The organism is Streptomyces fulvoviolaceus (assembly GCF_000718165.1).
GTDB classification, from domain to species: Bacteria; Actinomycetota; Actinomycetes; order Streptomycetales; family Streptomycetaceae; genus Streptomyces; species Streptomyces fulvoviolaceus.
Genome location: NZ_JOEY01000014.1, coordinates 31,052 through 57,642 on the forward strand (window position 1 = coordinate 31,052; position 26,591 = coordinate 57,642).

Sequence of the window (26,591 nt, forward strand, 5' to 3'; positions counted from 1 at the left end):
CCTACGGCCACAATTTCGCAAACGAATGGGCGTGGTGCAACACATCACTCCGCGCACTCGAGCGGGCAGCGAGGCCTGTTCGTCGGCCGGGCGCAGCGCCAACCAGAATCAGCGCACTGCGGTGATCCAACAGCGCCGGCAACGGGGACCTCTCTGCTCGTGCACGACCGCTTCCCATGAAAGGACGCCTTCTTGCCCGAGACGCTCGATGAGCACTGGGCACGCATCGAAGCCTGGCGAGACCTCCCCGCCCGGAAGCGGCGGGTCTTCTCCGTCAGCGGTGCCGCAGCAGCCGGCAAGACGGAGTTCCTGGCTCAAGTACGAGGAAGGATTCCTGATTCGGATTCCGTCTGGATCGACTGTCGGGGATTGACAGCGGACGCCGTGGCCCTGCGCATGCGTGAGGCGTGCGGGACCGGCGCGGCTCCGGACGATCTGGTGATCCTGCTCGCCAATGTGCAGTACGCCGGCGGCCTCTTGACTTCCTCCGAACCCGCACGCGTGGCAGGCACGTTGGCCCCCGGCTTCAGTCAGTTCGGCACCCGCCAGGTCTGGGTGATGGCCGAGCACGACCCCCAGTTGATTCCGGTGGTGCCGGACCATGAGTACGAGATCACTCTGCCCGCACGGCCAGTGGTTGATCCGGGGGTTGAACAGCCACAGGACGAGCCTTGGTTGGACGCACTGGCAACGGCCGAGATCCGGAAAGTCCCCCTGTCGGTATGGCAGTTGCTGTGCGCCTCCGCCGAAACGCCTGCCACACCTGAAGAACTGCTCGACCTGGCTCACCGGAGACCGGAGATCCTCTCGGTGGCCGAGGACGACTCAGGTGTCCTGGCAGTGGGTTTTGTGTCCGATGCGCTTGTGCACGTACGGCGGCGTGCCCGGCCCTGCGCACCGGTCGCGCAGGGGAAAGCGGCCGAGGCGCTGCTCACCGCGATCGGTGCCTCGCCAGAGGCATGGGCGAACAGACCTGCGGCCCGATACGCCAGTCACGCTCTGCCCATGCACGCCGCTCTGGCAGGCACCCTGCCCCGCGTACTGGACGACGGCCGGCTGCTCGCGCGCTGCACGCCGGCCGGGCTGTACGAGGCTCTCACCGTTGCCTACCCCGACGGGGTCCCGTACGCGAGCACCGCCGCGCTCGTGCACTATCTGGAGGTCCAGGGCGTTGTCCCCTCGTCACAGGGGGAGTGGGTGGCCTGGCTGCACCATGCGGCACTCACCGCGGGACGCACAGAACTGGCCGACCAACTCGTCAATGCAGGAGTGGAACTCCCCTGGCGAACGGTGTGGTCGAGATGGCGATCCGTGGGAGCCTTCGGACTGCGACCAGGCGATGCGGGACGAGTCGACGAACTCGGAATCACCCTGACCGGCGACGCCTTGCATGTGATCACCGCGCGTGACACCACCACCGGGAAGCACGCGACCCCCAAGTACCGATACCTCCGGCAGGAGTACGCCCCCGCAACCGGCGCTCAGGCCACCGCACCGGCCACCGTGCGCCATGTCCTCGCCGAGGGCGATCGGCACTGGATCGGCGTCCGCGACTGTCCCGACAGCCAGCCGGTCGCCATCGCACATCACCGCGACGACGGCTGGGAGAGCGACTCCCGCGAAACCTCCTTGCCGCCCCGCTGCCCTCCCGCTGTCACCCAGGGCATCCGCTTCGACGGCACCTGGGTCCTGGCGGGCAGAGAAGGGCTCTTCGCGGTGAAGATGCACAAGCTGAACCAACCCGACCCGCTGTCCTTCCCGAGAAAGCCGTTGACAACGGCTCACTGCCGAGCCGTACCTTGGCCACTACCCGACCGCGCGGCAGCCGCTCTACGCGGAGAGGTACTGCGGGAATGGCTCGAAGCGACCTTCGGCGCGGATGCCTGCCACCGACTCGTCACCGACCAACTACCGCCGGGTGTGCGCCATGAGGAGACCCGCCGCTTCCTCACCGAAACCGGCCTCCCCGAAGTCCGCGACTTCCTGCACCTCTCCATCACCCCGCGCGGCGACCGACCCTTGCATGAAGTTCCCTGGCCCGGCCAAGGAAGGGACATCCCTCGCCACCTTCGCGCACAGCACGGGGCACCCAGCAACGGACCGTTCTACGAGCTGGGTTCGTGGATGTACTCAAGGCTGTTGCTGGACGGCACCACCGGCCGACTCCTCAGAGACACGACGGGCGGCATGGCCGAGCCACTGGCGGGCAGCAGCCTCCTCCAGTTCTTCGCCATGGTCCGGCTCTTCGACGAGTTCCGCAGAACACACCATCCCGACGCCCCGGACCACAAGGACGCACGTATCAGCCTCGCGACCTGGTGCAGGCAAATTGATCCCGACGCCGCCCAGGGCGAGGTCTGGACACACATTCTTGAGGGTTACGACTTCGAGGACAGCACCTGGGACCTCGCCACATACGGCGACGAATGGGTCTGACGCGTGAAACTCAACGGATGCCGCCAGTGAACGAGAACCAAGTGGAGCTGACACCCGGGCAGGCGTTTGAGCGGGTCGAGGCGTGGCTGGCGGAGCCGCATCCCTTGTACGAGACCTTGGCGATCCAAGGGGTACCAGGGGTCGGGAAGACGCAACTGCTGCAGGAACTGTCCGCGCACATGCCTGACGCCGTCTACGTGAACTGAAAAGCCTGGGCGCGAGAGATCGACCCCGAAGCGACAGCATCGTCACGTTGGCAGGGGGCGCTCGACGGACGGCTGGACGACCTCTGATCCGTCCGCACACTCTGGTGGATCGAGCTCGACAACTTCCCCTGTCTGTAACCCTTGTGAAGTGAGAACCTTGCCCACGCCAACACCTGTCGACGCTCTCGTACGAGATCTGTCGGCCAGGGACCACGCTGTCCGGAAAGCCGCGGAGAACGGCTTGGTCGCGCTCGGTGCACAGGGCGTCGACCGGCTCCTGCCCTACATGCACGACGGGGAACGAGCGCATCTGAGACTCGACATCAAGTCGATCTTCGAACGTCTGGGAGACGAGGCGTTGGGGCGCCTTCGTGAAATCCGACGCGAGGGCCCCGGGAACCTTCGCGGTCAGGCCCTTGAGGTCCTGGCCGACCTGGGCGGCGCCGAGACGTTCGACGAGGTCGATCGACGTGCCGTGGAACGTCTCGTGCAGATCAAGCTCAAGGACGAGTGGCCGGTGCGGGTCCCGTCGGAGGCCGGACGCTGGCTGGCTTTCCCCGCGGACCGGCTCGAGGACGCCGTAGCCGCTCTTGGCCTGCACGATCTTCGGCCGGCCACCACGGTCATGGGCGTGGCTGCCGCCACCCGAGCCACCGACTCCCTCGAGTTCCAGGATGCGCAGGGGAAGGCCCGGACCGCCTATCGGGTGTTCATCACGCCGGCGTTCGAAACCTGGCTCTCGGAGGTGCCGATCCAGAACTGGTGCTTGTTGTGGGGGAATTCGTTCATCGACCAGCTCGACGGATTCGCATGGGCCGACAGGCTCAGCGAACGATGCGGTGAGGCTCACTTCTACGTCATCGCCCCCTACAACTCCGCCGAGAACTGGTACGTCTCCCGCGAGGGCCGCAGGGTGCGGAGCTTCGGCAGCTACGACCACCCGCGGTTCCGGGGAGAACCACTGCCCTTCGAGGTGGAGTACAGGGAAGACGCGGACGAGGACGAGGCCGAGGAGTACGCCGAGGGCGTTCCCTACGCGCTGACGGCGGCCGACAATCTGTCCGTCGAACCCGGCCGCATGCCGGCGTCCGGTACTCACGGCCACGGCTGGCTGGCCTCCACCCACCCCGACGTCCCCAACTCCCGCTTCAAGGGCGCCTTGCCCGTCTGAATCCCCCCGCCCGCCCCTCAACACCCTTCACGCAGCCCGCTCCGGCCCCGACGGCCCCCTCCTGATCTCACTGATAACTTGCTGCTTCTGTCCGATCACTCCGTGGGGAATCAATGAGCCAGCCGCCGTTCCAGCCGCCACCGCCGCCCGCACAGCCACCGCAGCCGCCGCAGAACTCCTACAACCCGTACGCCCAGCCCGCCCCACCGCAGCAGCCACCGGGTTTCGGGCCGCCGCCGGTCCCTGGGCAGCCCCCGCAGCAGGCCGCGCCGGCGCCCTTTCCCGGCCAGCCGTCGATGTACCCCGGGCAGCAGCCGATGTACCCGATGCAGCCCGGACAGCAGCACTTCCAAGCGCCCCCCTTCGGACAGCAGCCCAACACAGCGGTCGGGCACCCCGTCGGCGCGGTCTTCCTCGGGTTCTTCGCCTCGGTCGTCGTCTCGCTGCTCTACAGCCTTCTCAACTTGGCCACGTACCAGGACCAGACGTACGCCGCGGCCCACGGCTTCTACCTGGCCCACGCGCTCCTCAACGGAGTGGTCGTCGGCACTCTGGTCGGCCTGGTGGGCCGCCGTAGCACCGGTGCCCTGATCGGTGCCGTCATCATCGCCCCGCTCGGCGCGTTCTTCGGCTACACCAACTCCATCCCGCTCATCATCGCCGACGGCCAAGGGACGCCTGCCATCGGAGACATGATGGAGGAGGTCCCCTTCCTTCCCGCCAAGAGCTGGTGGGGCAGCGAGCTCGACTCCACCTTGTTCTCCCTGCTGGGCCTCGTGATGGCCGTAGCCGCCGCATGGACTCTCGCCTACTTCGTCGGCAAGCGCCGTCAGGTATGACTTCTCAGCCGGTCGGCGATCCTCACGTCGGTCAGTCCGATCCGGATGATCTTGTAGGCTGCCGCGCATGTTGACGAATGACACGGCTGACAGCAGCCAGGAGCAACTGGCACCTCGCACTCGGTGGAACGCAGCGATGCTCGGCGGAATCCTCAGTGCGATAGCGGTACTTGGCTGTATAGCGGTGGCGACCATGCCGAACGTCGGTGCCGCCACGCGTGGAGTGAGCGGAGCTCTGGCCGTCGTCGGCGCCGCCGGAGTATGGGCGGCCGTACGCGGCCACCGCAGCGGCAGCGGCAAGCTCTCGGCGCTCGCCCTGGTGTGCGCTCTGGGGAGCATCGCGGCGCTGGTGGTACTCCGCATGGCGGCCTGAACACGGCGCGTACCGGAGCCGACCTACCACGAACCAATCGCGCTACGCCCCCTCAAGGGATGCCAGCACGAACATCAGCGGCAGTGTCGCAACGGCCAGGGCCAGCCCCGCCCCCGCCAGCCCTGCACGGATCTCCCGCTTGCCCCGGACCCCCAGGTAAGCAGCGATCGGTGGCAGGACGAAACACAGGAGAAAGCTGAAGTGCCAACCCTCTTCCTTCATGAGGAAGAGGGTGACCCCCCACCAGGCCGGCACCGACCCGACGGTCATATACAAGCAACGCGTGAGGAAGAGCTCGAGCCCGTCGACTCCACCGAAGAAACCCATGACCCGGACCGCCTTCTCCGCTACACCGCCCGGTGGTCGTAGCCACCGGTGCCCACCTGGGGAAAACCGTCCGCCGCCGAGAACCCGTTGATGATCGTGGACATGGCCAGTCCGAGCGCGCTCATCGCCATCGCGACCTTGTCGAACGCCTGGGCCGCCTCGGCCCACATCTCCATGAGTCGGATGGCCTGTGCCGCGGCCAGCGCGAACATGGCCACAGACGCGGCCTGCCCTCCGACGGGGATCAAGTTGACCGCCTGCGCCGCGAGCAGATTGACCAGCCAGATGACGAGCATGTCGCAGAACGTCACCAGGAACGACTTGAGAAGCTCGGCAAGCTGGAACGCCAACTGCGCCGCCTGCGCGTAGCAGCTCTGCAGGGACTTGAAAGTCTCCTTGATCTCGTCGAGTTTCTTGCTGAACTCGTCGAAGTACACGCTGGCGGCGTCAGCGGCGTTGCCGTCCCAGCTGAGCGAGACGTTCTGGTTGCCCTTGCGCACATTGGCGGCCACCACGTCGCAGAACGACGCGAGGCTGCCCCATGCGTCGGAGCAGTCGTTGTACGAGTTCCAGTCCCCGAACACCCAGTTCGTCACGACGCCGAAGGGGTCGAAGTCGAAGAGCAGCTTGGACGCCTCCACCGCCATCGCGGAGGGGCTGCCCAGGTCGAGGACGCTGCCGAGCGTCTTCTGCACCGGGCTCATCTGGTACTCGTCCACATGGCCCGAGCCGTACTTGACGAGGGGGTTGTCGCTGTCCCCCGCCGGCGGCTTCAGCGCGTCCATCGCGTCGCCGGCGTCGGAGAAGTCCTGCGAGTCGCCCACGGAACCACCGGCCGACACCTTGGAACCCGGATAGGTGGCGTCGAGTTTTGCCGCCTCGCCCTGGTCCGTCTCCCTGTAGTACTTGGCCGAGCCCGCCAGTTCCTTCTGCGACGCCTCCAGAACGCTCTTGACCTTCTCCAGAGCCTTCTTGGCCTCGCTCACGTACTGCTCATGATCGCCCGCGACGAGATCCCAGAGGTCTCCGCCCCCCATCGTCTCGATCCGCGCATTGGTGCTCGTATAGGAGACGGCCTGCGCACCGCCGTCCGCGGCACGCCCCACCAGCTTCGAGAAGCCGTCGATCGCGCCGGGTTCCACCCGAAAGTCCACATCTCCCCCATCACTCGCATCAGGTACGGCCGCTCAGTACAAGTCAGTACAAGGACCAGCCGCGCCCATCGTGACGCCCCTTCGTACCCGACCGGTTCTCGGACTCCGCCCGCCGCTCGTCGTCGAGCTTCTGCCGCTCCTCGGCGAGCCGGCGTTCCCCCTCCGCGGCGAGCGCGTCACGCTCGCGGTCAGACATGGAGGCCCACTTCTCGGCGAGCGGAGTCGCCTGCTCGGCGGCCTGCTCGGCGTACGCCGACACATTGGCCGCATCCCGCAGCCCCATACGCCCGGAGAGGACCTCCTGGGCCATCTCCTTGAGCGCGTCGCCGCCGAGCCCCGAGGCGAGATGCTCCAGGGACTGCCGCAGGATCTTGGCCTGGGCGGGGTCCTGCTGGGTCATCTCCAGGAACTCGGAGTCGTCCACGCGCTTGCCGGAACTGTCGGGGGCGCTGTCCAAGGGGTACCTCATCGGGAGGGAGGGTCGGCGGGTCTCGACCGGCGTGAACCTACCAACGCATCTGCGAACACTTCAACACACCCTCACCGCAGAAACCTCGTAGGTTGCACCAACTCAACGGCGGGTGCCGCTTGTTGCCCTCCCAGAAGCCGTTCACTCCGCGAACTTGATCGTTCGCCTCGGGTCGCTGGACGCCCGTATGACTGGATTCTCCGGATTCCTCCGGGATCAGCCGAAGTCGTTCGTGCCCGGCGTGGGGCGGGTGCCGACGGTCTCGTCGTACGTCGGCATGTTGGTGCCGTACGAGGTGCGCGGGTCCAGTGCTCCGTCGCCGCCGGACGGACGGCCGCCGGGGTCGAAGCCCGGGGCGCTGCCGGGATGGCCTACGGGGTGGCGCTCTCCCCCGCTCGGGCGCAGCACCGCGGGCATCGCACCGGGGGTGGCCTGCGTCGCCGTATCCGCACCGGTCTTCTCGAAGTCCTGGGAGACGCGGTCGTCGTTCCACTCATGGCCGTCCGCGGACGACCTGAGGTTGTCCCCGCCGGCCTGGACACGGGCGTGCAGACCGTCGAGCGCGGGCTTCCAGCTGGTGGCGATCTCCGTCAGGGCGGGCCCGACCGACCAGCCGCTGAGCGAGCCGCCCGCGGTCCCGGCCTCCCTGACGGCCTTGTCGGCGGGGCCCTTCATGGTGCGGGCGATGTCGTCGCAGGCTCCGGCGGAGGCGCGGAGCTCGGCCGGGTCGACGTCGGTGCGCTGGGACACGTCCGGGTCCTCTCAGAGGTTCAGGCGGTCAGAACTGCTGCTGCTCGGCGCCGGGCGGGAGCATGCAGGGGGTGCGTACGGCGAAGGAGAAGCGCTGGGGCTTCGTCTTGCCGGAGCCGACGCTGTCGGCGTCGACGCTGTAGCCGCTCTTCGTGTTACGGGCCCCGAAGACCGCCGACGCACGGGCGCTCTTGAACTCCCGGTACGACGTCACCTCGTAGCCCTGCTTGGGGAGTTCACCGCGGAGCTTGCGCACGATGCGGGTGTGCTCCGTGGCGGGGGCCGGGGAGTAGACGTAGTAGAAGAGGCTGTACCGGCCGTCCTCGGCAACCTCGTCGTTCTCCCCGATGCACGCCTCGAAGTTCACCTTGGCCGTCGAGGGGATGAGCTCGACGTCGGCGAGCCGGGCCATGTACGCGGTGTAGTCCTCGGCCCATTTCACCGCGGCGTCCTTGTCCATGCGGGGCAGCGGGGCGTTGCGGTCGGCGCTTTCAGACGACATACATCCTCCAGTCGAGAGCAGGGCGGCGGAGACAGCCAGTACCGTGCGGAGAAGGGGGCTACAGGCCGGGGACGATGTAACCCTCCGGCGGGAGGTCGCCGTCCTCCTTCGGAACCTCGGTCGGCTGCCCGCCCGCGATGACCGCTCCCTGGTTCTTGAGGGAATCGCTGCCCGTGTCCCAATAGCCGCTGTGACCGTGGGTGTCGACCTCGAAGTTGTTGCCACCGAATTCTCCAAGCATCGGGTCGCGGCCGAGGGTCATGTCGGAGGCGTGGTTGATGACAGCGTCGTCCTGCGCCCCGCCGATCCACACGTGTTCCGGATCCATCTGCAGATCCTGCGCTCTGTCCACGGTCATTCCCGGACTGCCGACCACCACGACGTCGTCCGCCCCCAGACCGGAGCCTCCGGAGGCGGCGGCCCCGACCACCGTGGATCCGTAGCTGTGCCCCATGACGGTGGTGTGGCTGGGCGACCCGTCGTGCGAGGCGTGCGTGCCCGCGACGAACTGACGCAGGTCCGGTGCGGCGTCCTCGGCCCGTCCGGTCCCGCCGACGCTGTTGAAGTCGGTCATGGAAGCCTCGGGAGCGTCGTAGCCGAGCCAGGTGATCATCGCCACGCTCTCGCCGTCGGACTGCCGCTCCGCCGAGTTCTGCAGCTTGCCGATGCGCTCGATCTGACCGGGTACGGCGTCCATGTTCGTGTTGGTGCCAGGCACCAGGATGCCGGTGTGCGCGGCGGTGTCCGGGTTGCCCATGGCGATGATGGCCCGTCCGTCGTCCTTGGAGTCGTAGCCGAGGAGGTACAGCTCCTTGCCCTTGGGCGCGCTGTCCCGGGCTTCGAGCTTGTCGTTGAGCAACTGGAGGTTGTTCAGGCGCCTGTTGACCGTCTCGTCGCTCTCGCCGGGGAACTCCTCGTCGTAGTTGCCCTCCTGGAGCGCGTTGAGTTCCTGGGCGACGGCCGTGCGGTTGGCGTCGTCGCGTACGTCCGTCGGCAGACCGTCCGTCGCGCCGATCTCCTTGGGATAGAGCGTGGTGTAGGCCTGCCGCTCCTCGGGACTGAGGGCCTTCCACCACTCGGCGGCGGCCTTCGGATCGTCCTCGGGGATCTGTGCGGGCTGGACGCCCACGGCCTTCATCGCGTTCTTGACGTCCTGGGCGGATTCCGCTGCCGCGTCATGGCTGAACGGGTCGGTGAGGATGTCGCCGTTCAGCTCCGCCAGGGCCTTCGCCCCGTCGTCGCTGGCCTTGTGCGCGGCGATCAGGGCCGCGTCGATGGCCGCGCGGTGCTCCGCGCGCAGGATGCCGCGCTCCTCGGCGACCACCTGGTTGCTGCGGGGCAGGTCCGCGAGCACGGGGTCGCTGATCTCGCCGTCGCCGTCGACCGCCAGGCCGTCCTCCTCCGCACGCCGCACGGCGTTGCGGAGGTCCGTCTGGGCCTGCTCCATCCAGAACTTCGTGGTGTCCATGACCTCGGCCATGGCCATGGCCTCCGTCTCGACCACACCGATCCGCGACTCGACGTCCTCCAGGTAGTAGAGGGCCGCGTCGGCGTCGTCGCCCTTCCAGGACTGGTGCAGTGGTCCGGTGACCTGCCGACGGTGGCGGTCCGTCAGGGAGTCCATGGTCGTCGACAGCTCACGCCAGGCCTTGGCCGCGGCTTCCAGGTCGGAGAAGTCCTGCTTCATCAGCCGGGAGAAGTCAGAAGCCATGTCGGCTCCCGCTCGACCGGCCCAAGCGCCCTTCAGGGCATGGCGAGTCCACGCAAGCGGACATATGGCAACCCCCGTTGCTCCTGCTCACTCATGAGTTCGAGGCGCACAGATTAACCGACGTGTCCCTGTCAGGGGCAAGTCCGGTCTGCCGTGGATGGAGTGCGTGAACGCAGGGCGTGGGTGTGGAGGTTGGGAGGAGAACTGCGTGATCGATGGTCAAGGCTTCGCCGGAGGACAGGGGTTGGGCCGCCGCCGAGGGCAGAGCGCTCTTACGATGACCGCCGCATTCGAACGCCTTCGGGTCCGTCTCCGAGGTCGTCGATGCCGACAGCAGCAGTTCGTATCGGGGGAGTTGTCCATGACAGACATCGACATCGACGGCGCGCGGGTACGCGCCGCGGCCGATGACACCGAGTCCCTGTCCCAGCAGGTGATGAAGCGCCTCAGCCACTCGCTCGACACCAGCGACGAGGTGTACGGCACCCACTACGGCAACGGCTGGGAGAGCCCGGTCCAGCTCAAGGTCTGCGCCCTGAAGTGGGAGGAGCACATGGTCTCCCTCGCCAAGAGGATGGGCGAACTCAGCCAGAAACTACGGGACTCCGCCGACAGCTACGACCGCGCGGACGCCGAGGCCGAGTCGCGGCTGCGTGCCGGCCTGAACGACCTGGGGAGGGCCTGACCGTGGTCTCGTACGAAGGGGTCAACAACGCCCAACCCCGCAAGTGGGCGACCGCCGCCGACGAGTGGCACGCCCTCGCCAAGTACTCCCTGGACGCGGCGAAGGACCTGCGTGAGTACGGCGCCAAGCCCCTCAAGGACAACTGGACGGACGAGGTCGGGGCATCGGCGGCTGCCGAGTTCGAGCGGCTCGCCGACGAGTTGGAGGCGGCGTACGACATCCTCCTCGCCGTCAACATGGTCGCCGACGGCATGACGACCACCATCGAGACGGCCCACAGCACCCTGCACGCGGCAGTGGACCTCGCGGGCCGCTACGGCCTGGAGGTCGACGTCGACGGGACGGTCACCGGCCCGCCCCCGCGCAACCGTATGGAGGCGGAGGAGATGGGTCCGTACCGAACGGAGGTGCAGGACCTCATCGACCAGGCCGTCGAACAGGTCACCGCCGCCGACAAGTTGGCCGCGGCCGAGTTCGCCAGACTGGCCGGCGCGACGGGCGTCACCGACCCCACCAAGGCGCTGAACGACCTCCAGACGCACGCCTCGCACGTCCAGATGCAGATGCTCGCCGCCGACATCCCGGTGGGCGAGGACCCGACCACGGTCCGCCAGTGGTGGAACGGCCTGACCGCCCAGCAGCGCAAGGACATGATGCTGGCCCAGCCGGTCGCCATCGCGAACCTGGACGGCATACCGGCCGACGTACGGCAGGAACTGCGCGGCAACGGCAAGTACGACCGCGTGAAGCTCGTCGAGTACGCCCTCGCCAACTGGGACAAGGACGACCCGACCGACTTCGGCAACAACTGCACCAACTTCGTCTCCAACGCCCTGCTGCACGCGGGAATGAAGGAGAAGACCAGCTTCTGGGGCGGCACGTCGGACGACGACTCCTGGATGATCGGGAACCGGACGGGTGTCGACTCGGTCGACAAGCGGCTCGCCTACTCCGACAGCTGGGCCGCCGCCGAGAACAACCAGAACTTCATGCTGGAGCACGGCGGCAGCGAGGTCCCGCGCTCCGACGTGAAGCCGGGCGACATCATCTACTACGAGCAGTCCGGCCCCAACGACTCGATCGAGAAGGGCAACACGCACCACGCGGCGATCGTCACCGCGGTGATGCCGGACGGCGAGATCAAGTACACCCAGCACAGCGACTCGTACCAGAACGTCAGCCTCGAAGGCCGGCTCCCCGCGACCGAGAAGCACGAGGGGCAGCAGAACGTACGGATCGTCCGCCCCAACCCTGACTGGTACTGATGAGCACCCACATGTATCCCCGGACGGCCACCACCGTCCCCGCCCCGTCCTGGCGCCTCAGGTCCCTGCTGGTGCCGGTTCTGGTGGTCGCCTCGGCAGGGCTGTTGGCGGCCCACTTCGCCTTCGACGGCGACACCTTCCAGAACTGCCGGTACCTGGGGCCGTCCACGCGGATGTACGTCACCGCCTGGGCCGGCCCGGCATGCGCCCTGGCGGCCCTGCTCCTCCTGCTGGCGCTGCGCCGCGGGGCGCGCCGCCGGGGGCAGCGGCCGGGGGCGGTGTGGCAGGGGCGGGTGGCGATGGGTGCCGCGTGCGTCGTACCCGTGCTGCTGCTGGCGCAGCTCGCGGCCCTGTACTGGGTGTACGAGCCGGATCCCGCTGGGGGGCAGGACTGCTCGGGGTTGGCACTGGTGGATGACCGGGCTGGCGTACATCGGTGAACTGCCAGGCCCGGCGCTGAAGTTGAAGCGCCGGGCTTGCAGGACGCGCGGCCTGAGCGCTGGGGCTCAGCGCCGGCCCGGCCGATCGCCGATGGCGGAGCCGTGTACCGGCGCGTCGCGCTCGGCACGTTCGCGGTCCAGTTCCGCCTGCTGCCGCGCGTCCCATTCGGTGAACTGGGCCTTGGACTGCTGGCGTTCCGCGTACGTCTGGTCGTCGGCCGCCCGGTGGATCTCATGCATCCGCTGGAAGACGGCCTCGGTGTAACGCGGGTCCTGGAACGCGTCCTTGACGTCGACGTCCCCGCTCAGCACCGAGCGCGCCATGTCGCGCAGGGCCGGGTCGAGCGATGTCGCGTTGGCGATGGTGCGCAGGGAACGGTGCAGCCGTAGCGCCTGCTCGGGGTCCTGGGCGATCCCCATGAGTTCCTCGTCCTGGATCTCCCGGTCCGCGGTCATGGGTGCGGTACGTCCTTCCTGTCGGCGGTGAGGGGGGTGGAGCGGTCAGTGCGGGCGGAGGGGGCGACTCGGTCGGCTCGATCGGCTCGATCGGCTCGATCGGTGAAGGTCAGCGGCGACGTCATCCGAACTCGCTCCGAGCCCACTCCTGCGCGCCCCCTGTGGTGCCCGAGGAGCCTGAGGAGCCGGAGTTCGCTGAGGAGGAGGCGGTTGCCGTGGCCCGGTTGGACGCCTGCGTGGTGCCGGCCCCAGAAGTGGTGGTGTCCGCAGACCCGTCGGAGGCCTGCGTGGCCTGGGAGCCGTGTCCGGTCACCGCGTCGACACCCTGCTGCACGCGATCCCCGGCCGCCCCGGTGACCTTCTCCGTCGCAGCGTCCACGGCACCGTCCACGTGCCCCTGCACGTCCGTGTAGCCGGCGAGGGTCGAGCCCTCTCCCCCGGTCACCTCGTTCTTGAGGCCGTCCACGTACTCGCCGGCCGCCGTCTTGGCGACGTCCGCCGTCTCGCCGAGGTCGATGCCGGAGCGCGCGTCGAAGTAGGTCTCGATGCCCTGCTGGCCGAGGTTCTGCGCCATTCCTACGGCGGCCTCGGTGGCCTTCTCCTTGGCGGCGTCGACCACCTTCTCCTGGACGAACTGCTTGGCCTCGTCCTTGATCTTCTCCTTGGCGTACTGCTTGACCTTCTCCTTGGTGACCTTCTCGAGCTGCTCCTTGGCGATCTTCTTGAGGGCGTCCATGGTGGCGTGTTCCATGCCCTTGGTGACCGCCTCCACGACCTCCTTCTTGAGCCGGTCCAGCAGCTCCCGGACGATCAGCCGCGTGGCCTGTGTCGCGCCGAGCGCACCGACCTCGGACAGTCCGAAGGTGAAGGGAGCCGCCGCCTGCGCGGCGATGATCTCCACGGCCAGGGCGACGAGTTGGGCGATCACGGCCAGCTTCGCCGTGAGGACCGCCACCGCGGCCGCGTCGAAGGCGAAGGCGATCACCTCGCACGCGGTCTTCGCGTCCGGGATGTAACTGTCCTCGCCGTTCGCGCCGGTGTAGGCGCCCCAGGCCTTGCTGAAGCCGTCGACGGCCTCACCGCTGTTGAACGCGACGACGGTGCGGGCGAGTCCTTCGCCCTGCGCCTGGATCTGTTCGAGTTCCGCGCCGAAACTCCGCCAGGCCTCGGCGACTTCGTGCAGTACTTCTTCGTCTGCCTCGGGCCAGCTGTAGCCGAGGAGGTCGAGCACCCAGACAAGTTCACTAGGCAGTGTGAGCGACATGCCAATAGCCCCGTTATTTTGCCGTATTTGATTAAAGCTGACCGGTGAGCCCATTCATGAGGCCACTGTTCGACGCGTCCGAATCGTCGTAGTTACCTGCCATGTCCTGCAGGTTGTGCCCGATCTGTTGAAGCCGTTCCGCGAGACTGTCCATCGACGTGAAGATTCCGTCGCGAATCGGCGTGTATACCTGACCGAAGATCTCCCCGAAGTCCGCGTCGGCCCAGGGTTCCCCCAATCCTTCGAGGGTGCTCTGAAGCCTCTTGGAGGCATTCGAGAAATCACCGCCGAGATCGGCGAAGTTCTGCCCCTGCTGCCGGAGTACAGCAGTTTCCACGTTAAAGATGTCGTACGCCATTGTTCTCCCCCGAACTCCCCGAGCTGCGCTTCATATTGCAGGACTTGCACGACAGGTCGATAGCTTAGACTCCTCGCGCACGACCCAGCGAGCCCGTAAGTCAAGAGATCGTCAAGTACCCAGGGGGATGGCCAACAGTGGTGACAACACAGCCGAGTTACACCAGTACAGGGAGCCTGTGGGTGGGCAGACTCGTCGGCCTGGGACTTCTCCTCGTGGCCGCAGTCGTCGCCGTGGTGACCATTCCGGAACTGCGCAGCGAACTCGCCGGCGAAGGCACCGACGGAACCCTCACCGTTTCTTCATGCGAGACGCACACGAAGACCCACTACGGCACGCACAGGCGTTCCACGGAACTCAAGTTCAGCTGCACCGGAAGCTGGACGGCACAAGACGGTGACCCCACCTACGAAGACGTGGCGGTGGCCACTTCATCGCGTTTCGAAACGGGAGCGAAAATCCCCGTCGTGCAAGTGGACGACACCTTCGAAACGCCGCAGGACCGTGACCCCGGAAAAGACGCCGCGATTCTCGCGTTCTGCCTCTCCTTGGCGGCATTCGGCATCTACTGCCTCCTCACCGGCTTCGGCGCCCGCAACGGCCCCGGACTCTCGGCCTCCTGGCAGCGCCTGCCGGCGCGGACGGTCACCGGACCCGTTCTTGGCGGCCTCTTCGTGGTCGGCGCCCTGGCGGCGCTGGTCTGTGGGCTCGTCCTGTGACGCCGCATCCCCTGCTGACTTCTGAGCTTTCCGACTCTGAGCTTTCTGACTTCTGAGGACCCCTCAATGACACAAGTACACGGGAACGCCGCGCCGAACGCCACCACACCGGGAGAGCGGACGAACCTCGGCCGCCTCATCGGCGCGGGCCTGATCCTCGTAGGCCTCGTCCTCCTGGCCCTCGGCGCCTACCTCGGCCCCTACACCTACGCCACGGCCACCCCGGGCAAGCTCACCGTCGAGACCTGCACCGTCGACTACAAGTACCGCTCATCGAGCTCGTCGACCAGCTCGCGGAAGAAGACCAAGACCCGGTACTGCTACGGCACCTTCACCTCCAACGACGGCAAGGTCAAGGACCTCAACGCCGAGCTCAAGAGCGATGCGCTGCACGTGCGCGGCTACGTGATCGAGGCCATCAAGACGGGCGACACCACGTACAAGCAGGACCACGGCTGGGTCGGCGCCATCGCCACCGGGTGCGTGTGGTTCTTCGGCGCACTGATCGCCCTCGCCATCGGCATCTTCGGCACCGTGACTGGTTTCTTCTCCGCGCGGGAGCCGAGCCAGGGGCTGTTCCGTACGTGCCTCGTGACGGTCCTGGTGGGCGTGGTCGGGCTCATCATCAGCCTGTTGGTGGTGTTCTTCTCGTGAGGGCGGCCTCGGCGTGCCCTCGGTTGGACGGGGGGCGCCGAGGCCGACTTGTTCGCCAACTCTTGCCTGTAGGTCCAGTTGTCAGCCGACAGCCGGAGAAGCCGTGTCGTCGGCCTTGATGTCAACGTTGATGTTGCTTCCGTCAACAGAGGACACTGTGACCGTCACACCCAAGGTGCTGCCGTCGCCCGCCGTGAGGGTGCAACGAGTGGTGGTGCCGACCTTCCCGGCCAGATCCTCGGGACAGGCAATGTCCGGCTTCGGCTGCCCCGTCGTGGCGGCGAGCTTCTCGGCGACCGTGGTGGCCAACTTGTCCGCGGACAGCTTCGGTTCGGAATTCCCCACGCTGACCGAGGCCGAACAGCCTGCGAGCAGCACGCCGACAGCGACGACCGAGAGGCTCCAAGTTGCTGTGGACAAGCGGGTTTTGGTCATGCGAAGCCCTTCCGAGTGATCAAGACAAGAAGAAGCCGAAAGCATACGTGGCGGAACCGCTCCGGCATATCGCCGGAGATGCTCCCTGACCTGGGCCGGAGCAACACCAATTTCGCCCTAACCAAGCAGCCAACGACACTCCATGAAATCCCCGCCCCACCTGCAAAAGTTCTTCACTCATGCGGGGGGATGGGAAATGCCGAACAAGCCGACGCGCCTTGGCCGAATCAGTAGAGCAACCCCATGCCGCGAATTTCTGGGTTCTCCACTGCCGGCGAATTCGACTGCACACAAGAAAGCGGCTACGGGTCCCGCTGGCCTCACAACTTGCCGAAGATCACTCCGCGCCAGGTCCAGCCCGACTTGAGGACGGCCTTCTGCAGGGGGTTGCGCAGCTCCGAGCTGTCGAAGCGGAAGGTCTCCGTCGCTTCAAGGCCGCCGCTTTCCCCGCGTTTGACCGTGTAGCGGGTGGAGACGGTCCTGTCGGGCCCGCGCGAGTACGCCCCTGAGATCTTCAGCTGCGGCGGATTCCCGACCCGGGTGACCTCCCGCCCCTCCTCAAGGACGCGCACCTCACGGTCCTCCGGAACCAGGCGCATCCGGATGCGAACGGCGCGGCTCAGCTGCGAGTCGACGAAGATGCCCTGCCAGACGGGCTCCGCCAGCCGCCACTCCGCCACCAGGTCGGCGTCCTCGGCGGCGCCGTCACGGATGACGTACGGGGCGTCGGGCCGGTTGACGCCGAGAAGGGCCGTCCGCACTTCCTCGGCCGAGCGCGGCACGAGACCGTCGTCGGGGTGCTTGGTTCCGGCCAGCTTGTCGAAGAGTCCCATGAAGTCAACCTATGAGGGGGCGGGTTGTCGGTACCAGTAACGCTACTTCTGCGGGACGTCGTACGACGTCGCGCTGGTGTCCGGACGGACCGTGCACGTAGTCCTGGAAGTCGGCCAGGACTGCGGGGTGTTGGAGTGCGGTGGAGGCGAGAATCAGGCGGATCATCGTCCGCAGAGGACATGCGGCACGTCACGCAGAAGCGGTTTCAGGCGTTGATCGTCGCGATCGCGGCAATCAGGTGGGCCAGTTCCGGCTCGGCAAAGTGCGCGGCCGCTCGTTCGTACACCTCATCCCGGGTTCGGGACCGGGTCGAGGTGGCTCAACCGGACCGGGAACGCCGAGGCCATACGGCTCCAGCCGTGGCCCGCGAAGTGGACCGAGCACCAGGAACCGTCTACAAAGCCGATTTCGTGATCGCCGCCTGCCACGTCGCCTCGGTCGCGGATCCAGGTCACGTTGCGAAGATCCGTGGCCCAACCCACCTCGACCGGACCGCGCCCGCCTGTGAAGGATCCCGCGCAGGACACGTACGCAAGCTGGAGGCGGCGGTCGGTGACCTGCATGATGACGGCCGTGCTGTTCTTGGTCCGAGGGAGTATGGCGCGGGCCAGGTGGCCGGCCATGCTGTTCCAGCCGCCGTGGAACGGTTTGCCCGGTTTCTTCGCCTCACGCCACATGACTGCCTCGAAGAATGCCTCGAACGGGTTCCAGGTGATGGCACAGAGTCTCGCGAACCCGTGTACGGGGAGCATGCACCAGCTCCAGAGCGTTCGCCTCTCGGATCGCAAAGCGCGTGGGCGGCGGAAATATCCGGGCCTCGATGCCCTGTCAGTCAATGCGACCTCGTGCTCACCACGCAGCACCTCGCCTGCCGGTACCATCGCGCTCGCCCGCTCGACGAGCGTCTCCTGGTTGCGATCCGTTCTACTCACCCGAAATCGTCCCTCACTGTGCGGCAAGTCGGCGCAGTGTGCGGTTGGTTCACGAATACGCGGCAACCGTCAGGGCCCGGTCCTCAAGCAGCAGGCTCCAATGCCTGCCCTTACGGACCGGGTCCTAGACAAAGCGTTGATCGCGCCATGGTCCACGGCCGCGAACCAAACCATCGCGGTCGGCCTCGCCACCGAGTCGGTACCTAGGAAGCGGTCGTGGGCAGTGCCACGAGGGCGTGGGAATCGCTGCTCATGCTGCCGCCGACTGAAGCCACGTAGAGCACGCCCTTGTGCCAGAACGGCCGTGCACCGGTACCCATGCTCGTGTCCACCTCTTCCGGATATTCGACGACTGTCGTCATCGCGCCATCCTTGGGGTTGAACTCCACCAGCTTCGGCCTCTTCGCGCCGTCAGTGACGTACGCCAACAGACGCTCGCTACCCGTGCCCCTCAGCGGAATGTACTCGATGGTGCCTGAAGCCGGCGCCTTCCACAGTTCCTTGCCGCTGTCCAGGTCGTAGGCAACCAGCGTCTTCGACTCTCCATCAGTGGCCGCTCGCTCGGACGTCCCCATGAGGAGGATGTCCCCGAAACCCGCGACCTGACGCATCGGGCTTCCGTCCTCCCCCGGGAGGAGGTAGTACTTCTTCGTCATCCCCGAGAGCTTGCCGCGCCGCTCACCGGTCTTCTCATCCAACGCGAACACTCCCTTCGAGTCTCCGCTGAGGACGAGCGGTGAAGTGGAGAGGGCGATCTCCGCTTCGCCCTCTCCAAACCGCTTCGTCCACTCAGCTTTGCCGGTAGCCGGGTCGACGAGCGATGCTTCGGTCCACCACGTCCCGGTGTACTCGTTTCCCTTGAGGCACGATGTCGTACGGATCAGATTCTTGCCGCCGGTGTACGTGCCGGCATTGCAGCCACTCGGCACTACCTTCTTCACGTCCCAGGCCTTGGTGCCGTCAGCCGCGTTCAGCGCCACCTGCTCCCTATTGGTGGTGATCACGGCTGTCTCACCGGTACGAGCCACCGCCAGTTTCGTGCCGGTGCTGAACTCGTCCTTCACCTTGAATCCTCGGTGCCACAACTCCTCGCCGGAGTTGAGGTCGTACGCAGCAACGTGGTCGCAATTGCCGTGGGATCCCCCCATACCCGAGGTGCCATAGGCAACGATGCCGATCCCGCCATCAGAAACGGAGGGGGCGACACAGGCTTGGTTGCCCGCGCCAGGCAGCGGTGTGGCCCACAACTGTTTTGCGGTGTCACGGTCGTATGCCTTCACACCACCGGCCAAGGTCTGAACCACAGCCTTGTCGGTGAACCATGTCCCGTCCACCTCCTGGTCGCTCAAGGACCACCCCGAATTCGACGGCACGCTCCACAGCGGCTCAGTGGCAGAGTTCGCCATCAGGTACCACGCGCCCCCTCCGGCCCCGCCGAGCACGACGAGTGCGACAACGAGGAGCACGATCAGCCCGGTCTTCTTCTTCTGCGGCCGGGCAGGCGGAACGGGCGCCCCGGGAAAGTGCTGCGGATGGCCGTACCCCGGCTGGGGAGCCATCGGATACTGCGGGGGCGCCGGCTGCTGGGGATAGCCGTAGCCGGGCTGTCCCGGTGGTGTCGCGGGTGGCTGCTGCGGATAGCCGTACCCCTGCGGCGGTTGGTAGCCCTGCTGGGGTGGCATGGGAGGCTGCTGCGGCGGAGGGGGCTGCTGCCCATAGGGACCGGTACCCGGCACAGGTCCGTTGGCGCTCATCAGATGTTGCTCCTGACGTACTGGGCCCACGCGGTCTGGAATTCACTCTCGTTCATGCCTACTGCCGTCTGCAGCTGCTGATCGAGGTTCGTGGGCTTCCTGTAGTGGTCTACGACAAACTCGAAGAGCGCTTCCTCGCCACCCTTCTCCGCGATGAAACGCATGGCTAGATAGCTGAGGGAGTAGTTCGCGCTTACCGAGTTGTACTCCATGTCGAATTCCTGTCCAGGCAATCCGCCATCGAAGTCCTCGCCCGCCATACCACTACGCACCCGCTCGCCGCCCAGGGTCTGATCGAATCGGTAGGCAACGTACTCTGCAAACCCCTCAACAACCCACGCGCGAATGCTCGTTTCCTCATTGCGGCCGTACGCGCCAGGGTCCTGCGGCTGAACAAGAGCGTGCGCAATTTCGTGCCGGGAGATATCTCCGACGCCCCTCCGCCACGCAGATGAAGTGAATCGGCTCGTCGACGTGTCCATCTTGATGCGCGCGCCGCCGTATTCGAGCTCATCGTCGTCTCCGCTGTATCCGGCGTTGAAGGCGGGCATGGGAACGCTCTGTCCAGCATCCCACCCCACGTCATCACCGTTGTTGTTGTACAGCTTCGTGTACGTCTTACGGTCTGGCTCGAGTACGACGAGGAAGCCCTCAGGGGTGTTGGGAACCGACGACGTCTTCGACCCCCACAGTTCGAGATCCTTCTCGGCGCTTTCCTCGACGACGGGCGCGAAACGGCTGGCTTCAGCAGCGTTCTTCTTGGCCGAGATCGTGACGGTGTGCGCCTGACGCTTGACGTACATATCGTCGTAGAGGTCCCAAGGGGCCGGATAGTAAACCGCGTTGGCCAAGGCGTTCGCGCCCGGAGATCCCCCCACCTCGCTGATGCTCGGCGTGGCCGAATCGGACTGCTTCTCGACTGTCCATCGATACCACTCGGAGACCGGTCGAACGTCAACGCCCTTGATCTGATGGACGAAGGCGACATCCAGCGCGAGCTTCACATCGGAGCCCCACTCGTCCGATCCGCTGCCCGTCTGACTGAGAACCATGTACTTGCTCTCCGCGAAGGGAACCTTCCGCAGATTCTCGAAGATCTTGCGCTGCTTCTCCTTTGCCGCGCCGACGAAGGGTTCCAGGAACTCGTCTTCGTCCCCGCTCTTCAGGGCATTCGTGCGTCCGTTGAGCAGTGTGTCGATCTCGTCCGAGCTCAAGATCTGCTGTTCGTCGTCGCCGCTGTCCTGAGCACCGGGCAGCGAGCCCCCGCCAACAGCGTTGTACAGAGCCAGCCCGCCGACTCCGAAGACGGCCACCACAGCCAGGACCAGCAGACCGATGACGACGCGCTTCAGCCCCTTGCCCTCGCCAGAGTTGTCAGGCGGTGGCGGGGGTGGCGGATATTGCGGATACCACCCTTGCTGCTGAACCGGTGCCCCGTACGGGCCGGCGTTCCCCGGCCCTCCCGGTGGCGTCGAATAGGACATGGCTACCTCTCACGCGGTCATTCTGATGAGGGGCACGATGCGGTCCGGCCACACGTGACAGAGGCCTGGGTGACTCACCCAGGCCTCAATGGGCAACGCGTGCAGGCTCATTGAACGGCACTCGCACTGCCTGACTCACCCTCCCCTTAAGACGTCATCTCAATTGGTGGATGACTGTGTAGATAGTCGCTGGCAGACGTGCTGTGGTGGCGGTTGAATGCCTTGGTGAGCGACTACTGGACACCCGCGCATCACGCGGTCGAGCACGAGGATGCCGAGACCCTGGCCCGGTTGCTGGCCCACGGTACCGATCCTGATGAGGCCTTCAGCAACATGACGCTGCTGACGCACGCGATCGACGCCGAGGGCGACGGCTCCCTGCAGAGCGGCCAACCGTTGACCGTGCACACCACTGCTGTGCTGCTGGCCTTCGGGGCTGACCCGGAGCTCGCCGATCCAGACGGTCGCACCCCCATGGACATCGCCAAGCACTACGGCCACGACCTGGCAGTGAAACTGCTGCGGGCCCACATCAGCGGCCGAGCCGCCGGTAACAGATGAGAGTGCAGGCGATGCTCGTGAAAGCGAGGAAATGCTCGGCCTTGCGCTCATAACGACGGTGGAGACGGCGGCAGCCGGCGAGCCAGGACATGGTGCGTTCGATCGTCCAACGGTGACGTCCCAACCGCTGGGAGCTCTCAACTCCCTTGCGGGCGATACGGTGCCGGATACCTCGGCTGCTTAACCATCGCCGCAGGTGGGCATAGTCGTAGCCTTTGTCTGCATGAAGCTTGTCGGGCTTGCGACGTCTAGGTCCCCGGCGGGAGCGGACCGGCGGTATGCCCTTCACGAGCGGGATCAGGGCCTGGCTGTCATGGACGTTGGCACCCGATATTCCAACGGACAGGGGCAGACCGGTCCGCTCCGTGATCAAGTGGATCTTTGAGCCGTACTTGCCCCGGTCGACAGGATTCGGACCTGTCAGGTCCCCCTTTTCAGGGCGCGCATGTTCACTGAGTCGATCGCACACCGAGACCAGTCCAGGTCACCGCGGGAGCCGAGTTCGTCAAGGACAAGGCGGTGGAGCTTCGCCCAGACCCTGGCCTTCGTCCACTCGGTGAAGCGGCGGTGAGCCGTCGCGCCGGACGGCCCGAAGGACGCGGCCGGCAACTGCTGCCAGGTGCAACCGGACGTTGCCACGAACACGATGGCAGCCAGCACTTCACGGTCACCGTGCCGCCGCCGACCACCGCCCTGAGGCCGTGAGGGCGCCTCCGGAACCACCCGCTGAAACAGCGCCCACAACTCGTCCGGCACCAGCCGCTCAACGATCCCCACCACAGCCAACAGCCTAACAAGCCAGCCAATTGAGATGACGTCTAAGTCGCAGAACACCCTATGACCTTGGCTGACGCCGCCGGACCTGCATCCATGGTGCTTCTGTGTAGAAACTGTGATGAGAAGTAGCGCTGCAGCTCCAGGGCGATACGTACCTGGTTACGGCCGCCACGGCAGGTGCCCGCCGACCCAGTTGCCGGGTCATTACAAGACGCCCTGACGAAGGCCTCCCGGGTATGGGCCCGTGTCACACGCGGACGACGATCCCGTAGCGCTCCTGTGGCGGCTTTCCGCAGAGCCACGGACCTCAGGGACTCGGCAATGAACGCCCAAAGTCAGTGCATGTATGGTGCCAAGGAGGCCTGGGTGATCAGTTGAGTCGCCTGGGCCCGCTGCTGCATCCAGAGCCGAGCGGGGAGAAACGGCCCATGGGGGACCACTTCAAGACGGACATCGGGCAACTCGAGCAGTTCCTGACGAGTCTGGAGAGATGCGTCGACGAGCTGAACGAGGCACGGTCCGCCCTCGACCATGTGCGTGCCGACCAGATCGGCACCGCCCGGCTCGACGAGGCCTGTGACAAGTTCCAGGAAGAGTGGAAGTACGGGGCCGACAAGACCAAGGAAATGATCGACGCGGTCAAAGAGGGCGTGAAGTCAAACAAGAAGGGCTACGAAGAGGTCGAGCACGCCTTGGAGAAGGTCCTCAAGCAGATCGCGGACCAGAGCACTTCGGGTGGCAACGGGGGCGGTAAGTAATGGCCGCGAACCCGTACCCCAACATCGGCTGGAACCCTGTACCGGGCATCCCCGCCGAGGTCACGAAGCTTCAGCAGAAAGTGGCCGCGGCCGCGACGGCTCTGGAGAACACGCACCGGCAGCTGACGAAGCTCACCGGCGAGAGCAGCTACTGGGAGGGCGACGCGGCGGAGAAGTTCCGAGAGTCCCTCGAGGGCGACCTGCCGAAGTACATCAAGGACGCCGCCTCCTCCCTGCGTACCGCCGCGACCCAACTGCACAACTGGGACGGTCACCTGACCTCCAATCGGGAGCTGGCGAAGAAGTACGACGCCGAGGCGGCCGAGAAGAAGGCCGCGGCCGACACGGCCAAGAACACATACGACCAGGCCGCCCAGCACCCGGACCTGAAGCTCGCCAACCAGGCCTTCCCCTCGCAGGAGGAGGCCGACGCCGCGACCGCGCGGCTGCGCTCCGCCGAGCGGGAGATGAATGAGGCGAGCACGGCCCTCACCAAGGCCAACAACGAGTACGAGTCGCTCAGCAGCAAGGTCAAGGAGCTGGAGGCCGAGCACACCAGCGAGGCCGAAACCGTCGCCAAGGCCCTGGAGGGCTCGGCAAAGAGGGCTCCCGACGAGCCGGGCTTCTGGGACAAGGTCGGCGACATCCTCAAGTCGGTCGGCGAGTTCCTGGTGGAGCATGCAGGAACCATCGGCGCCATCGCCGGTCTGCTCGCCCTCTTTCCGACGCCGCTTGCCCCGCTGTTCGCCGGTATCGCGATTGCCGCCAGCGCGGTGTCCATGGCCAGTAACTTCTCCGATCCGGATTTCCGGGACGCGTTCCTCCCCTGGGGCGACAAGTTCGGCTGGAACATGGAAACCTTCTCCGCCTGGGCCTCCGTCGGCGGCGACGCCGTCGGCATGGTGCCCGGCGGCAGGGCGCTGAGCTCAGCGGCCCGCGGCATCCGCGGCGGGCTCACCGAGGCAGCGGAGATGGGCGTCAGCGTCACGAGCCGCGAGGTTGGCACCGAGTTCGTACGGGAAGTCGGCCACGTGTTGCGAACGGCTCCGAGAACCGCCGTGGACGAGGCGTGGCAGGCAGCCGGGGAGAGCGCCACAGGCTCGGCCAAACTCTTGACCGACATCAGCGTGAACGGCCTCAATGTCGCCGCGAACCTCATGCCTGACGAGGGCACTGCGGGCACCGTAGCCGAGGTCACCAAGGCAGGAGCCGGAGCCTGGGCCGGGCAGGACATCGTACGGTCCCTCCTGGCGGCAAGCTAGACGAACCGAGAGGTGAACGAAGCATGACTACGACTGCCGCCCCCTCGGGCTCCGCCGCGAGCAGCGCTGTCAAACCCGTCTTCTGGTACGGCATTCCGCACGGCTACGCAAAGATGGACCTCGATCCGCCGCGCGAGCGCATCGAGGAACTGGTCCGGGAGCTGAACACGCTGCCCGCAGAACAGCGGGCGCAGGCCTCGCAGGTCCTGCAGTTCTATGCGGGCATGGTCACCACGCTCAAAGCACAGAACGTGCACGTGTGGGCCGTCGGATACCACCCGGACGACGACGGCACCATCGTGACGTCCACCCTCACAATCTCTACTGTCCCGACGTCGGGCCACAACGCAAAGCTGGTGATCGCCGGCCTCGCTGGGACAGCCGCCGACGACCCTGACTCCGGGATGCGCCCGCTTGAACTGCCTTGCGGCCTCGGCTACCTCGCGGAGGAAAAGAGGCGCACCGTCGCGCCAGGCAGGGACCCCGACAGCCCCGAAGGCCCTCTGCACGGAGACGTGTGGCAAGGCACGGTCGCCGCCACCGGCTCGGGCACGCCCGACATCATCATGGTCCAGCTGGTGACACCCGCTCTCCATCTCTCGGACGTGTACCGGGACATCCTTCTCGGGGTTGCCCGTACGTTGACGTTCACCGACCCGACGGAGCCGGCGCCGACACCGGACAGCGAGCCTCGGGCGGGTTCAGTCGAGGCGGCCATGCGCAGCGACTTCGGATAAGGACGGAACCCCCTTATGAACAATCCGCCCGTGGCACCCGACGTTGCGCAGGTACTCAAGCACAACCGAACGCTGCTGTACCGGCACATCACCACGCGCCTCGCGCTCGCCGTGGTCCTGTTCGCGGTGCCGTTCGTGACGCACCTAGTCGGCTATGACGCCGCCCTGCCCGCATTCTGTATCCCGGTCGGCCTGTTCGTGCTGATCTTCCTGGTGCTCCGGCTGCGCCACGGGGCGCGGCTCGGGGTATGCGAGAAGGTGCTCCACACCTACCCTCTGGAGTACCGCACCCGGGTGTCCAAGAAGGGCTCCGAGTGGAAGTACCTCGGCGATGTGCACACCGTCCGGCTGTCGGTGCGCGGGCAGCACGGCGCTCCTTCTCTCCGTGCGGTCAACGCCTCGACGGTGCGCCGCTGGCCGAAGGAGGCCGAGGAGGGCGGCGCCTGGTTCGCCGGTGACCAGGCCTTCGGCGGCGTCTTGATCGTGCCGGGGAGCAACGACATGCTCTTCGTGCAGCCCGCGGACTGGGAGAAGTACGAGCAGGAGCGCGACCAGGCCGACCCGCAGCGCAGGGCCCTTGCTGAGCAGGCCGGTATCTCACGGCTGTTGGAGAAGGAGCCGAACATCTTGGTGGGCGGCTGATGCGTGTATTCGGCTGGGTGTGCGGTGGCATCCTCGCCCTCGTGGCCGCCTTCTGGTGCGTCACCGCGACCGCCGACCTCGCCCTGTCCGCAGGGGTCTACGGCACCCCGGGCACGTACAAGGTGGAGACCTGCAACGACACCAGCAACACCCGTAAGAACTCCGACTACGACTGCTACGGGGACTTCACGCCTGACGGCGGCAGCGTCGGCGACGCCGTCTACGTGCACCTCAAGGACACCGGGCACGACTACCCGGACGGCACCGAGTTCGACGCGCAACAGGGGATTGAGCCGGGGACGATTCAGCGGGTCGGGTTCTGGGGCGTCGTGGGCGAGCTCTGGCAGGTGGCGGTCTGCGTGGCCGTCCTCGCGGGTCTCGGGTACCAAGCGATCAAGCCTCGGCGGGAGTCCCACGGCCGGGAGCCCTCGCGGCGCCAGAAGGTGGCCGACCGGGTGGGCTACGCGGTCATGGTCGCCATCCCCGTGGGCATCCTGAGCCTGATCGCCATGGCCGCAGAGCCGACCCCCTAACGAGCTCGTGCGTGGCTGGCCGTGAGGCGTCGAGGGGTTCGCTTGGGCTCCGGTTTCACATCTGCTGAGTTCGGCGTGAGGCGCGCTCTGCTGATGAGACAGC

The 26,591-nt window shown here is 66.5% G+C and carries 31 protein-coding genes and 1 pseudogene; 16 read left to right on the forward strand and 16 right to left on the reverse strand.

Annotated elements, in window-relative coordinates; genetic code table 11:
* Positions 1–369 precede the first annotated feature (369 nt).
* The 5 genes from IG08_RS59030 to IG08_RS60125 all read left to right on the forward strand — a co-directional run bounded on the left by IG08_RS59030 (position 370) and on the right by IG08_RS60125 (position 5,025).
* Complete coding sequence (locus IG08_RS59030; RefSeq protein WP_158812240.1) at positions 370–2,436, forward strand: SUKH-4 family immunity protein; 2,067 nt, start codon at positions 370–372, stop codon at positions 2,434–2,436.
* Positions 2,437–2,462: 26 nt separating this feature from the next.
* Positions 2,463–2,642, forward strand: coding sequence for a hypothetical protein (locus tag IG08_RS60120; protein ID WP_158812241.1), 180 nt, complete (start codon positions 2,463–2,465; stop codon positions 2,640–2,642).
* Positions 2,643–2,883: 241 nt separating this feature from the next.
* Positions 2,884–3,813, forward strand: a complete 930-nt coding sequence (locus IG08_RS0116375; RefSeq protein ID WP_234342894.1) for a hypothetical protein — start codon at positions 2,884–2,886, stop codon at positions 3,811–3,813.
* A 113-nt stretch (positions 3,814–3,926) separates the two neighbouring features.
* Positions 3,927–4,652 carry a hypothetical protein gene (locus tag IG08_RS0116380; protein WP_030602014.1) on the forward strand — a complete coding sequence of 242 codons (726 nt, stop codon included), beginning with the start codon at positions 3,927–3,929 and terminating at the stop codon, positions 4,650–4,652.
* Positions 4,653–4,719: 67 nt separating this feature from the next.
* Entirely contained in the window at positions 4,720–5,025 is a 306-nt protein-coding gene (locus tag IG08_RS60125; protein ID WP_158812242.1) for a hypothetical protein, read from the forward strand.
* A 42-nt stretch (positions 5,026–5,067) separates the two neighbouring features.
* Here the strand turns inward: IG08_RS60125 and IG08_RS0116390 are convergent, their stop codons facing one another.
* The 6 genes from IG08_RS0116390 to IG08_RS0116415 form a co-directional block, all read right to left on the reverse strand.
* Positions 5,068–5,352, reverse strand: coding sequence for a hypothetical protein (locus IG08_RS0116390; RefSeq protein WP_030602020.1), 285 nt, complete (start codon positions 5,350–5,352; stop codon positions 5,068–5,070).
* Between the two features lie 20 nt (positions 5,353–5,372).
* The gene (locus IG08_RS0116395) at positions 5,373–6,506 is read right to left on the reverse strand and encodes a hypothetical protein (protein ID WP_030602023.1); all 1,134 of its coding nucleotides are present in this window, start codon (positions 6,504–6,506) and stop codon (positions 5,373–5,375) included.
* Positions 6,507–6,549: 43 nt separating this feature from the next.
* Positions 6,550–6,975: a hypothetical protein gene (locus IG08_RS0116400; protein ID WP_234342895.1), complete on the reverse strand. Its 426-nt coding sequence runs from the start codon at positions 6,973–6,975 to the stop codon at positions 6,550–6,552.
* 216 nt (positions 6,976–7,191) lie between these two features.
* A complete protein-coding gene (locus IG08_RS55835; protein ID WP_052424720.1) occupies positions 7,192–7,725 on the reverse strand; it encodes a WXG100 family type VII secretion target in 534 nt (177 codons plus the stop codon).
* A gap of 28 nt (positions 7,726–7,753) precedes the next feature.
* Positions 7,754–8,227: a hypothetical protein gene (locus IG08_RS0116410; protein ID WP_030602030.1), complete on the reverse strand. Its 474-nt coding sequence runs from the start codon at positions 8,225–8,227 to the stop codon at positions 7,754–7,756.
* A gap of 58 nt (positions 8,228–8,285) precedes the next feature.
* Positions 8,286–9,938, reverse strand: a complete 1,653-nt coding sequence (locus IG08_RS0116415) for an alpha/beta hydrolase (protein WP_052424721.1) — start codon at positions 9,936–9,938, stop codon at positions 8,286–8,288.
* Between the two features lie 361 nt (positions 9,939–10,299).
* Between IG08_RS0116415 and IG08_RS60130 the strand changes: the two genes are divergently transcribed.
* From IG08_RS60130 to IG08_RS0116430, 3 genes are read left to right on the forward strand one after another with little or no spacing between them, the layout of a single operon-like run.
* Entirely contained in the window at positions 10,300–10,623 is a 324-nt protein-coding gene (locus IG08_RS60130; RefSeq protein ID WP_030602036.1) for a type VII secretion target, read from the forward strand.
* Positions 10,624–10,625: 2 nt separating this feature from the next.
* On the forward strand, positions 10,626–11,888 hold the full coding sequence (locus IG08_RS0116425) for an amidase domain-containing protein (protein ID WP_030602039.1): 1,263 nt from the start codon (positions 10,626–10,628) through the stop codon (positions 11,886–11,888).
* Positions 11,888–12,328 (forward strand): hypothetical protein, encoded by a 441-nt coding sequence (locus IG08_RS0116430; protein ID WP_158812243.1) that lies wholly within the window; start codon positions 11,888–11,890, stop codon positions 12,326–12,328. The genes IG08_RS0116425 and IG08_RS0116430 overlap by 1 nt, the downstream gene beginning before the upstream one ends.
* A 66-nt stretch (positions 12,329–12,394) precedes the next feature.
* Here IG08_RS0116430 and IG08_RS0116435 read toward each other — a convergent pair whose 3' ends face one another.
* From IG08_RS0116435 to IG08_RS0116445, 3 genes are all read right to left on the reverse strand, one after another.
* A complete protein-coding gene (locus IG08_RS0116435; protein ID WP_052424722.1) occupies positions 12,395–12,784 on the reverse strand; it encodes a hypothetical protein in 390 nt (129 codons plus the stop codon).
* A 121-nt stretch (positions 12,785–12,905) separates the two neighbouring features.
* Positions 12,906–14,048 (reverse strand): WXG100-like domain-containing protein, encoded by a 1,143-nt coding sequence (locus IG08_RS0116440; RefSeq protein WP_158812244.1) that lies wholly within the window; start codon positions 14,046–14,048, stop codon positions 12,906–12,908.
* 31 nt (positions 14,049–14,079) lie between these two features.
* Positions 14,080–14,406: a WXG100 family type VII secretion target gene (locus IG08_RS0116445; RefSeq protein WP_030602052.1), complete on the reverse strand. Its 327-nt coding sequence runs from the start codon at positions 14,404–14,406 to the stop codon at positions 14,080–14,082.
* Positions 14,407–14,621: 215 nt separating this feature from the next.
* On the opposite strand from IG08_RS0116445, the gene IG08_RS0116450 reads away from it, so the two are divergent.
* Entirely contained in the window at positions 14,622–15,125 is a 504-nt protein-coding gene (locus tag IG08_RS0116450; protein WP_158812245.1) for a hypothetical protein, read from the forward strand.
* A gap of 66 nt (positions 15,126–15,191) precedes the next feature.
* Positions 15,192–15,779: a hypothetical protein gene (locus IG08_RS0116455; RefSeq protein ID WP_030602057.1), complete on the forward strand. Its 588-nt coding sequence runs from the start codon at positions 15,192–15,194 to the stop codon at positions 15,777–15,779.
* Between the two features lie 81 nt (positions 15,780–15,860).
* Here IG08_RS0116455 and IG08_RS0116460 read toward each other — a convergent pair whose 3' ends face one another.
* From IG08_RS0116460 to IG08_RS0116485, 6 genes and pseudogenes are all read right to left on the reverse strand, one after another.
* On the reverse strand, positions 15,861–16,214 hold the full coding sequence (locus tag IG08_RS0116460) for a DUF4333 domain-containing protein (protein ID WP_030602060.1): 354 nt from the start codon (positions 16,212–16,214) through the stop codon (positions 15,861–15,863).
* 320 nt (positions 16,215–16,534) lie between these two features.
* Positions 16,535–17,047: a hypothetical protein gene (locus IG08_RS0116465; protein ID WP_030602064.1), complete on the reverse strand. Its 513-nt coding sequence runs from the start codon at positions 17,045–17,047 to the stop codon at positions 16,535–16,537.
* Between the two features lie 206 nt (positions 17,048–17,253).
* Positions 17,254–17,340, reverse strand: a pseudogene (locus IG08_RS61315) (carboxymuconolactone decarboxylase family protein); the annotation flags it as partial.
* Positions 17,336–17,800 carry a hypothetical protein gene (locus IG08_RS55840; protein WP_030602070.1) on the reverse strand — a complete coding sequence of 155 codons (465 nt, stop codon included), beginning with the start codon at positions 17,798–17,800 and terminating at the stop codon, positions 17,336–17,338. The gene IG08_RS55840 and the pseudogene IG08_RS61315, both read right to left, overlap by 5 nt.
* A gap of 383 nt (positions 17,801–18,183) precedes the next feature.
* Positions 18,184–19,734, reverse strand: a complete 1,551-nt coding sequence (locus IG08_RS0116480) for an outer membrane protein assembly factor BamB family protein (RefSeq protein WP_158812246.1) — start codon at positions 19,732–19,734, stop codon at positions 18,184–18,186.
* Positions 19,734–21,218, reverse strand: coding sequence for a hypothetical protein (locus IG08_RS0116485; protein ID WP_158812247.1), 1,485 nt, complete (start codon positions 21,216–21,218; stop codon positions 19,734–19,736). Before IG08_RS0116485 ends, IG08_RS0116480 begins: the two co-directional genes overlap by 1 nt.
* 225 nt (positions 21,219–21,443) lie before the next feature.
* Here IG08_RS0116485 and IG08_RS0116490 point away from each other — a divergent pair, with 225 nt between their 5' ends.
* Positions 21,444–21,779: an ankyrin repeat domain-containing protein gene (locus tag IG08_RS0116490; protein WP_030602077.1), complete on the forward strand. Its 336-nt coding sequence runs from the start codon at positions 21,444–21,446 to the stop codon at positions 21,777–21,779.
* Here IG08_RS0116490 and IG08_RS57135 read toward each other — a convergent pair.
* Positions 21,751–22,550 (reverse strand): IS5 family transposase gene (locus IG08_RS57135; protein WP_199820873.1). Its coding sequence is split into 2 segments (ribosomal slippage): positions 21,751–22,211 and positions 22,211–22,550, totalling 801 coding nucleotides; the frame shifts between segments, so codons are not numbered across the junction. The genes IG08_RS0116490 and IG08_RS57135 overlap by 29 nt on opposite strands.
* A 434-nt stretch (positions 22,551–22,984) precedes the next feature.
* Between IG08_RS57135 and IG08_RS0116500 the strand changes: the two genes are divergently transcribed.
* The 5 genes from IG08_RS0116500 to IG08_RS0116520 are packed head-to-tail and all read left to right on the forward strand — an operon-like array spanning position 22,985 to position 26,488.
* Positions 22,985–23,314 carry a hypothetical protein gene (locus tag IG08_RS0116500; RefSeq protein ID WP_030602082.1) on the forward strand — a complete coding sequence of 110 codons (330 nt, stop codon included), beginning with the start codon at positions 22,985–22,987 and terminating at the stop codon, positions 23,312–23,314.
* Positions 23,314–24,576, forward strand: coding sequence for a coiled-coil domain-containing protein (locus tag IG08_RS0116505; RefSeq protein WP_030602085.1), 1,263 nt, complete (start codon positions 23,314–23,316; stop codon positions 24,574–24,576). The genes IG08_RS0116500 and IG08_RS0116505 overlap by 1 nt, the downstream gene beginning before the upstream one ends.
* Before the next feature lie 23 nt (positions 24,577–24,599).
* Entirely contained in the window at positions 24,600–25,313 is a 714-nt protein-coding gene (locus IG08_RS0116510; protein WP_052424723.1) for a hypothetical protein, read from the forward strand.
* A gap of 30 nt (positions 25,314–25,343) precedes the next feature.
* Positions 25,344–25,955, forward strand: coding sequence for a hypothetical protein (locus IG08_RS0116515; RefSeq protein ID WP_158812248.1), 612 nt, complete (start codon positions 25,344–25,346; stop codon positions 25,953–25,955).
* Positions 25,955–26,488 (forward strand): hypothetical protein, encoded by a 534-nt coding sequence (locus IG08_RS0116520; RefSeq protein ID WP_030602094.1) that lies wholly within the window; start codon positions 25,955–25,957, stop codon positions 26,486–26,488. The genes IG08_RS0116515 and IG08_RS0116520 overlap by 1 nt, the downstream gene beginning before the upstream one ends.
* Positions 26,489–26,591: the final 103 nt, after the last annotated feature.

What these genes read in the sequence shown, in the direction of transcription:
- IG08_RS0116400 (WP_234342895.1), bottom strand. Translation starts at nt 6,975, where the DNA reads ATGAGGTACCCCTTGGACAGCGCCCCCGACAGTTCCGGCAAGCGCGTG.
- IG08_RS0116460 (WP_030602060.1), bottom strand. Translation starts at nt 16,214, where the DNA reads ATGACCAAAACCCGCTTGTCCACAGCAACTTGGAGCCTCTCGGTCGTC.
- IG08_RS0116435 (WP_052424722.1), bottom strand. Translation starts at nt 12,784, where the DNA reads ATGACCGCGGACCGGGAGATCCAGGACGAGGAACTCATGGGGATCGCC.
- IG08_RS55840 (WP_030602070.1), bottom strand. Translation starts at nt 17,800, where the DNA reads ATGCTCCCCGTACACGGGTTCGCGAGACTCTGTGCCATCACCTGGAAC.
- IG08_RS0116445 (WP_030602052.1), bottom strand. Translation starts at nt 14,406, where the DNA reads ATGGCGTACGACATCTTTAACGTGGAAACTGCTGTACTCCGGCAGCAG.
- IG08_RS0116500 (WP_030602082.1), top strand. Translation starts at nt 22,985, where the DNA reads ATGGGGGACCACTTCAAGACGGACATCGGGCAACTCGAGCAGTTCCTG.
- IG08_RS0116520 (WP_030602094.1), top strand. Translation starts at nt 25,955, where the DNA reads ATGCGTGTATTCGGCTGGGTGTGCGGTGGCATCCTCGCCCTCGTGGCC.
- IG08_RS0116440 (WP_158812244.1), bottom strand. Translation starts at nt 14,048, where the DNA reads ATGTCGCTCACACTGCCTAGTGAACTTGTCTGGGTGCTCGACCTCCTC.
- IG08_RS0116465 (WP_030602064.1), bottom strand. Translation starts at nt 17,047, where the DNA reads ATGGGACTCTTCGACAAGCTGGCCGGAACCAAGCACCCCGACGACGGT.
- IG08_RS0116410 (WP_030602030.1), bottom strand. Translation starts at nt 8,227, where the DNA reads ATGTCGTCTGAAAGCGCCGACCGCAACGCCCCGCTGCCCCGCATGGAC.
- IG08_RS0116390 (WP_030602020.1), bottom strand. Translation starts at nt 5,352, where the DNA reads ATGGGTTTCTTCGGTGGAGTCGACGGGCTCGAGCTCTTCCTCACGCGT.
- IG08_RS0116485 (WP_158812247.1), bottom strand. Translation starts at nt 21,218, where the DNA reads ATGTCCTATTCGACGCCACCGGGAGGGCCGGGGAACGCCGGCCCGTAC.
- IG08_RS0116505 (WP_030602085.1), top strand. Translation starts at nt 23,314, where the DNA reads ATGGCCGCGAACCCGTACCCCAACATCGGCTGGAACCCTGTACCGGGC.
- IG08_RS0116380 (WP_030602014.1), top strand. Translation starts at nt 3,927, where the DNA reads ATGAGCCAGCCGCCGTTCCAGCCGCCACCGCCGCCCGCACAGCCACCG.
- IG08_RS0116480 (WP_158812246.1), bottom strand. Translation starts at nt 19,734, where the DNA reads ATGAGCGCCAACGGACCTGTGCCGGGTACCGGTCCCTATGGGCAGCAG.
- IG08_RS0116510 (WP_052424723.1), top strand. Translation starts at nt 24,600, where the DNA reads ATGACTACGACTGCCGCCCCCTCGGGCTCCGCCGCGAGCAGCGCTGTC.
- IG08_RS60125 (WP_158812242.1), top strand. Translation starts at nt 4,720, where the DNA reads ATGTTGACGAATGACACGGCTGACAGCAGCCAGGAGCAACTGGCACCT.
- IG08_RS0116415 (WP_052424721.1), bottom strand. Translation starts at nt 9,938, where the DNA reads ATGGCTTCTGACTTCTCCCGGCTGATGAAGCAGGACTTCTCCGACCTG.
- IG08_RS0116455 (WP_030602057.1), top strand. Translation starts at nt 15,192, where the DNA reads ATGACACAAGTACACGGGAACGCCGCGCCGAACGCCACCACACCGGGA.
- IG08_RS60130 (WP_030602036.1), top strand. Translation starts at nt 10,300, where the DNA reads ATGACAGACATCGACATCGACGGCGCGCGGGTACGCGCCGCGGCCGAT.
- IG08_RS0116430 (WP_158812243.1), top strand. Translation starts at nt 11,888, where the DNA reads ATGAGCACCCACATGTATCCCCGGACGGCCACCACCGTCCCCGCCCCG.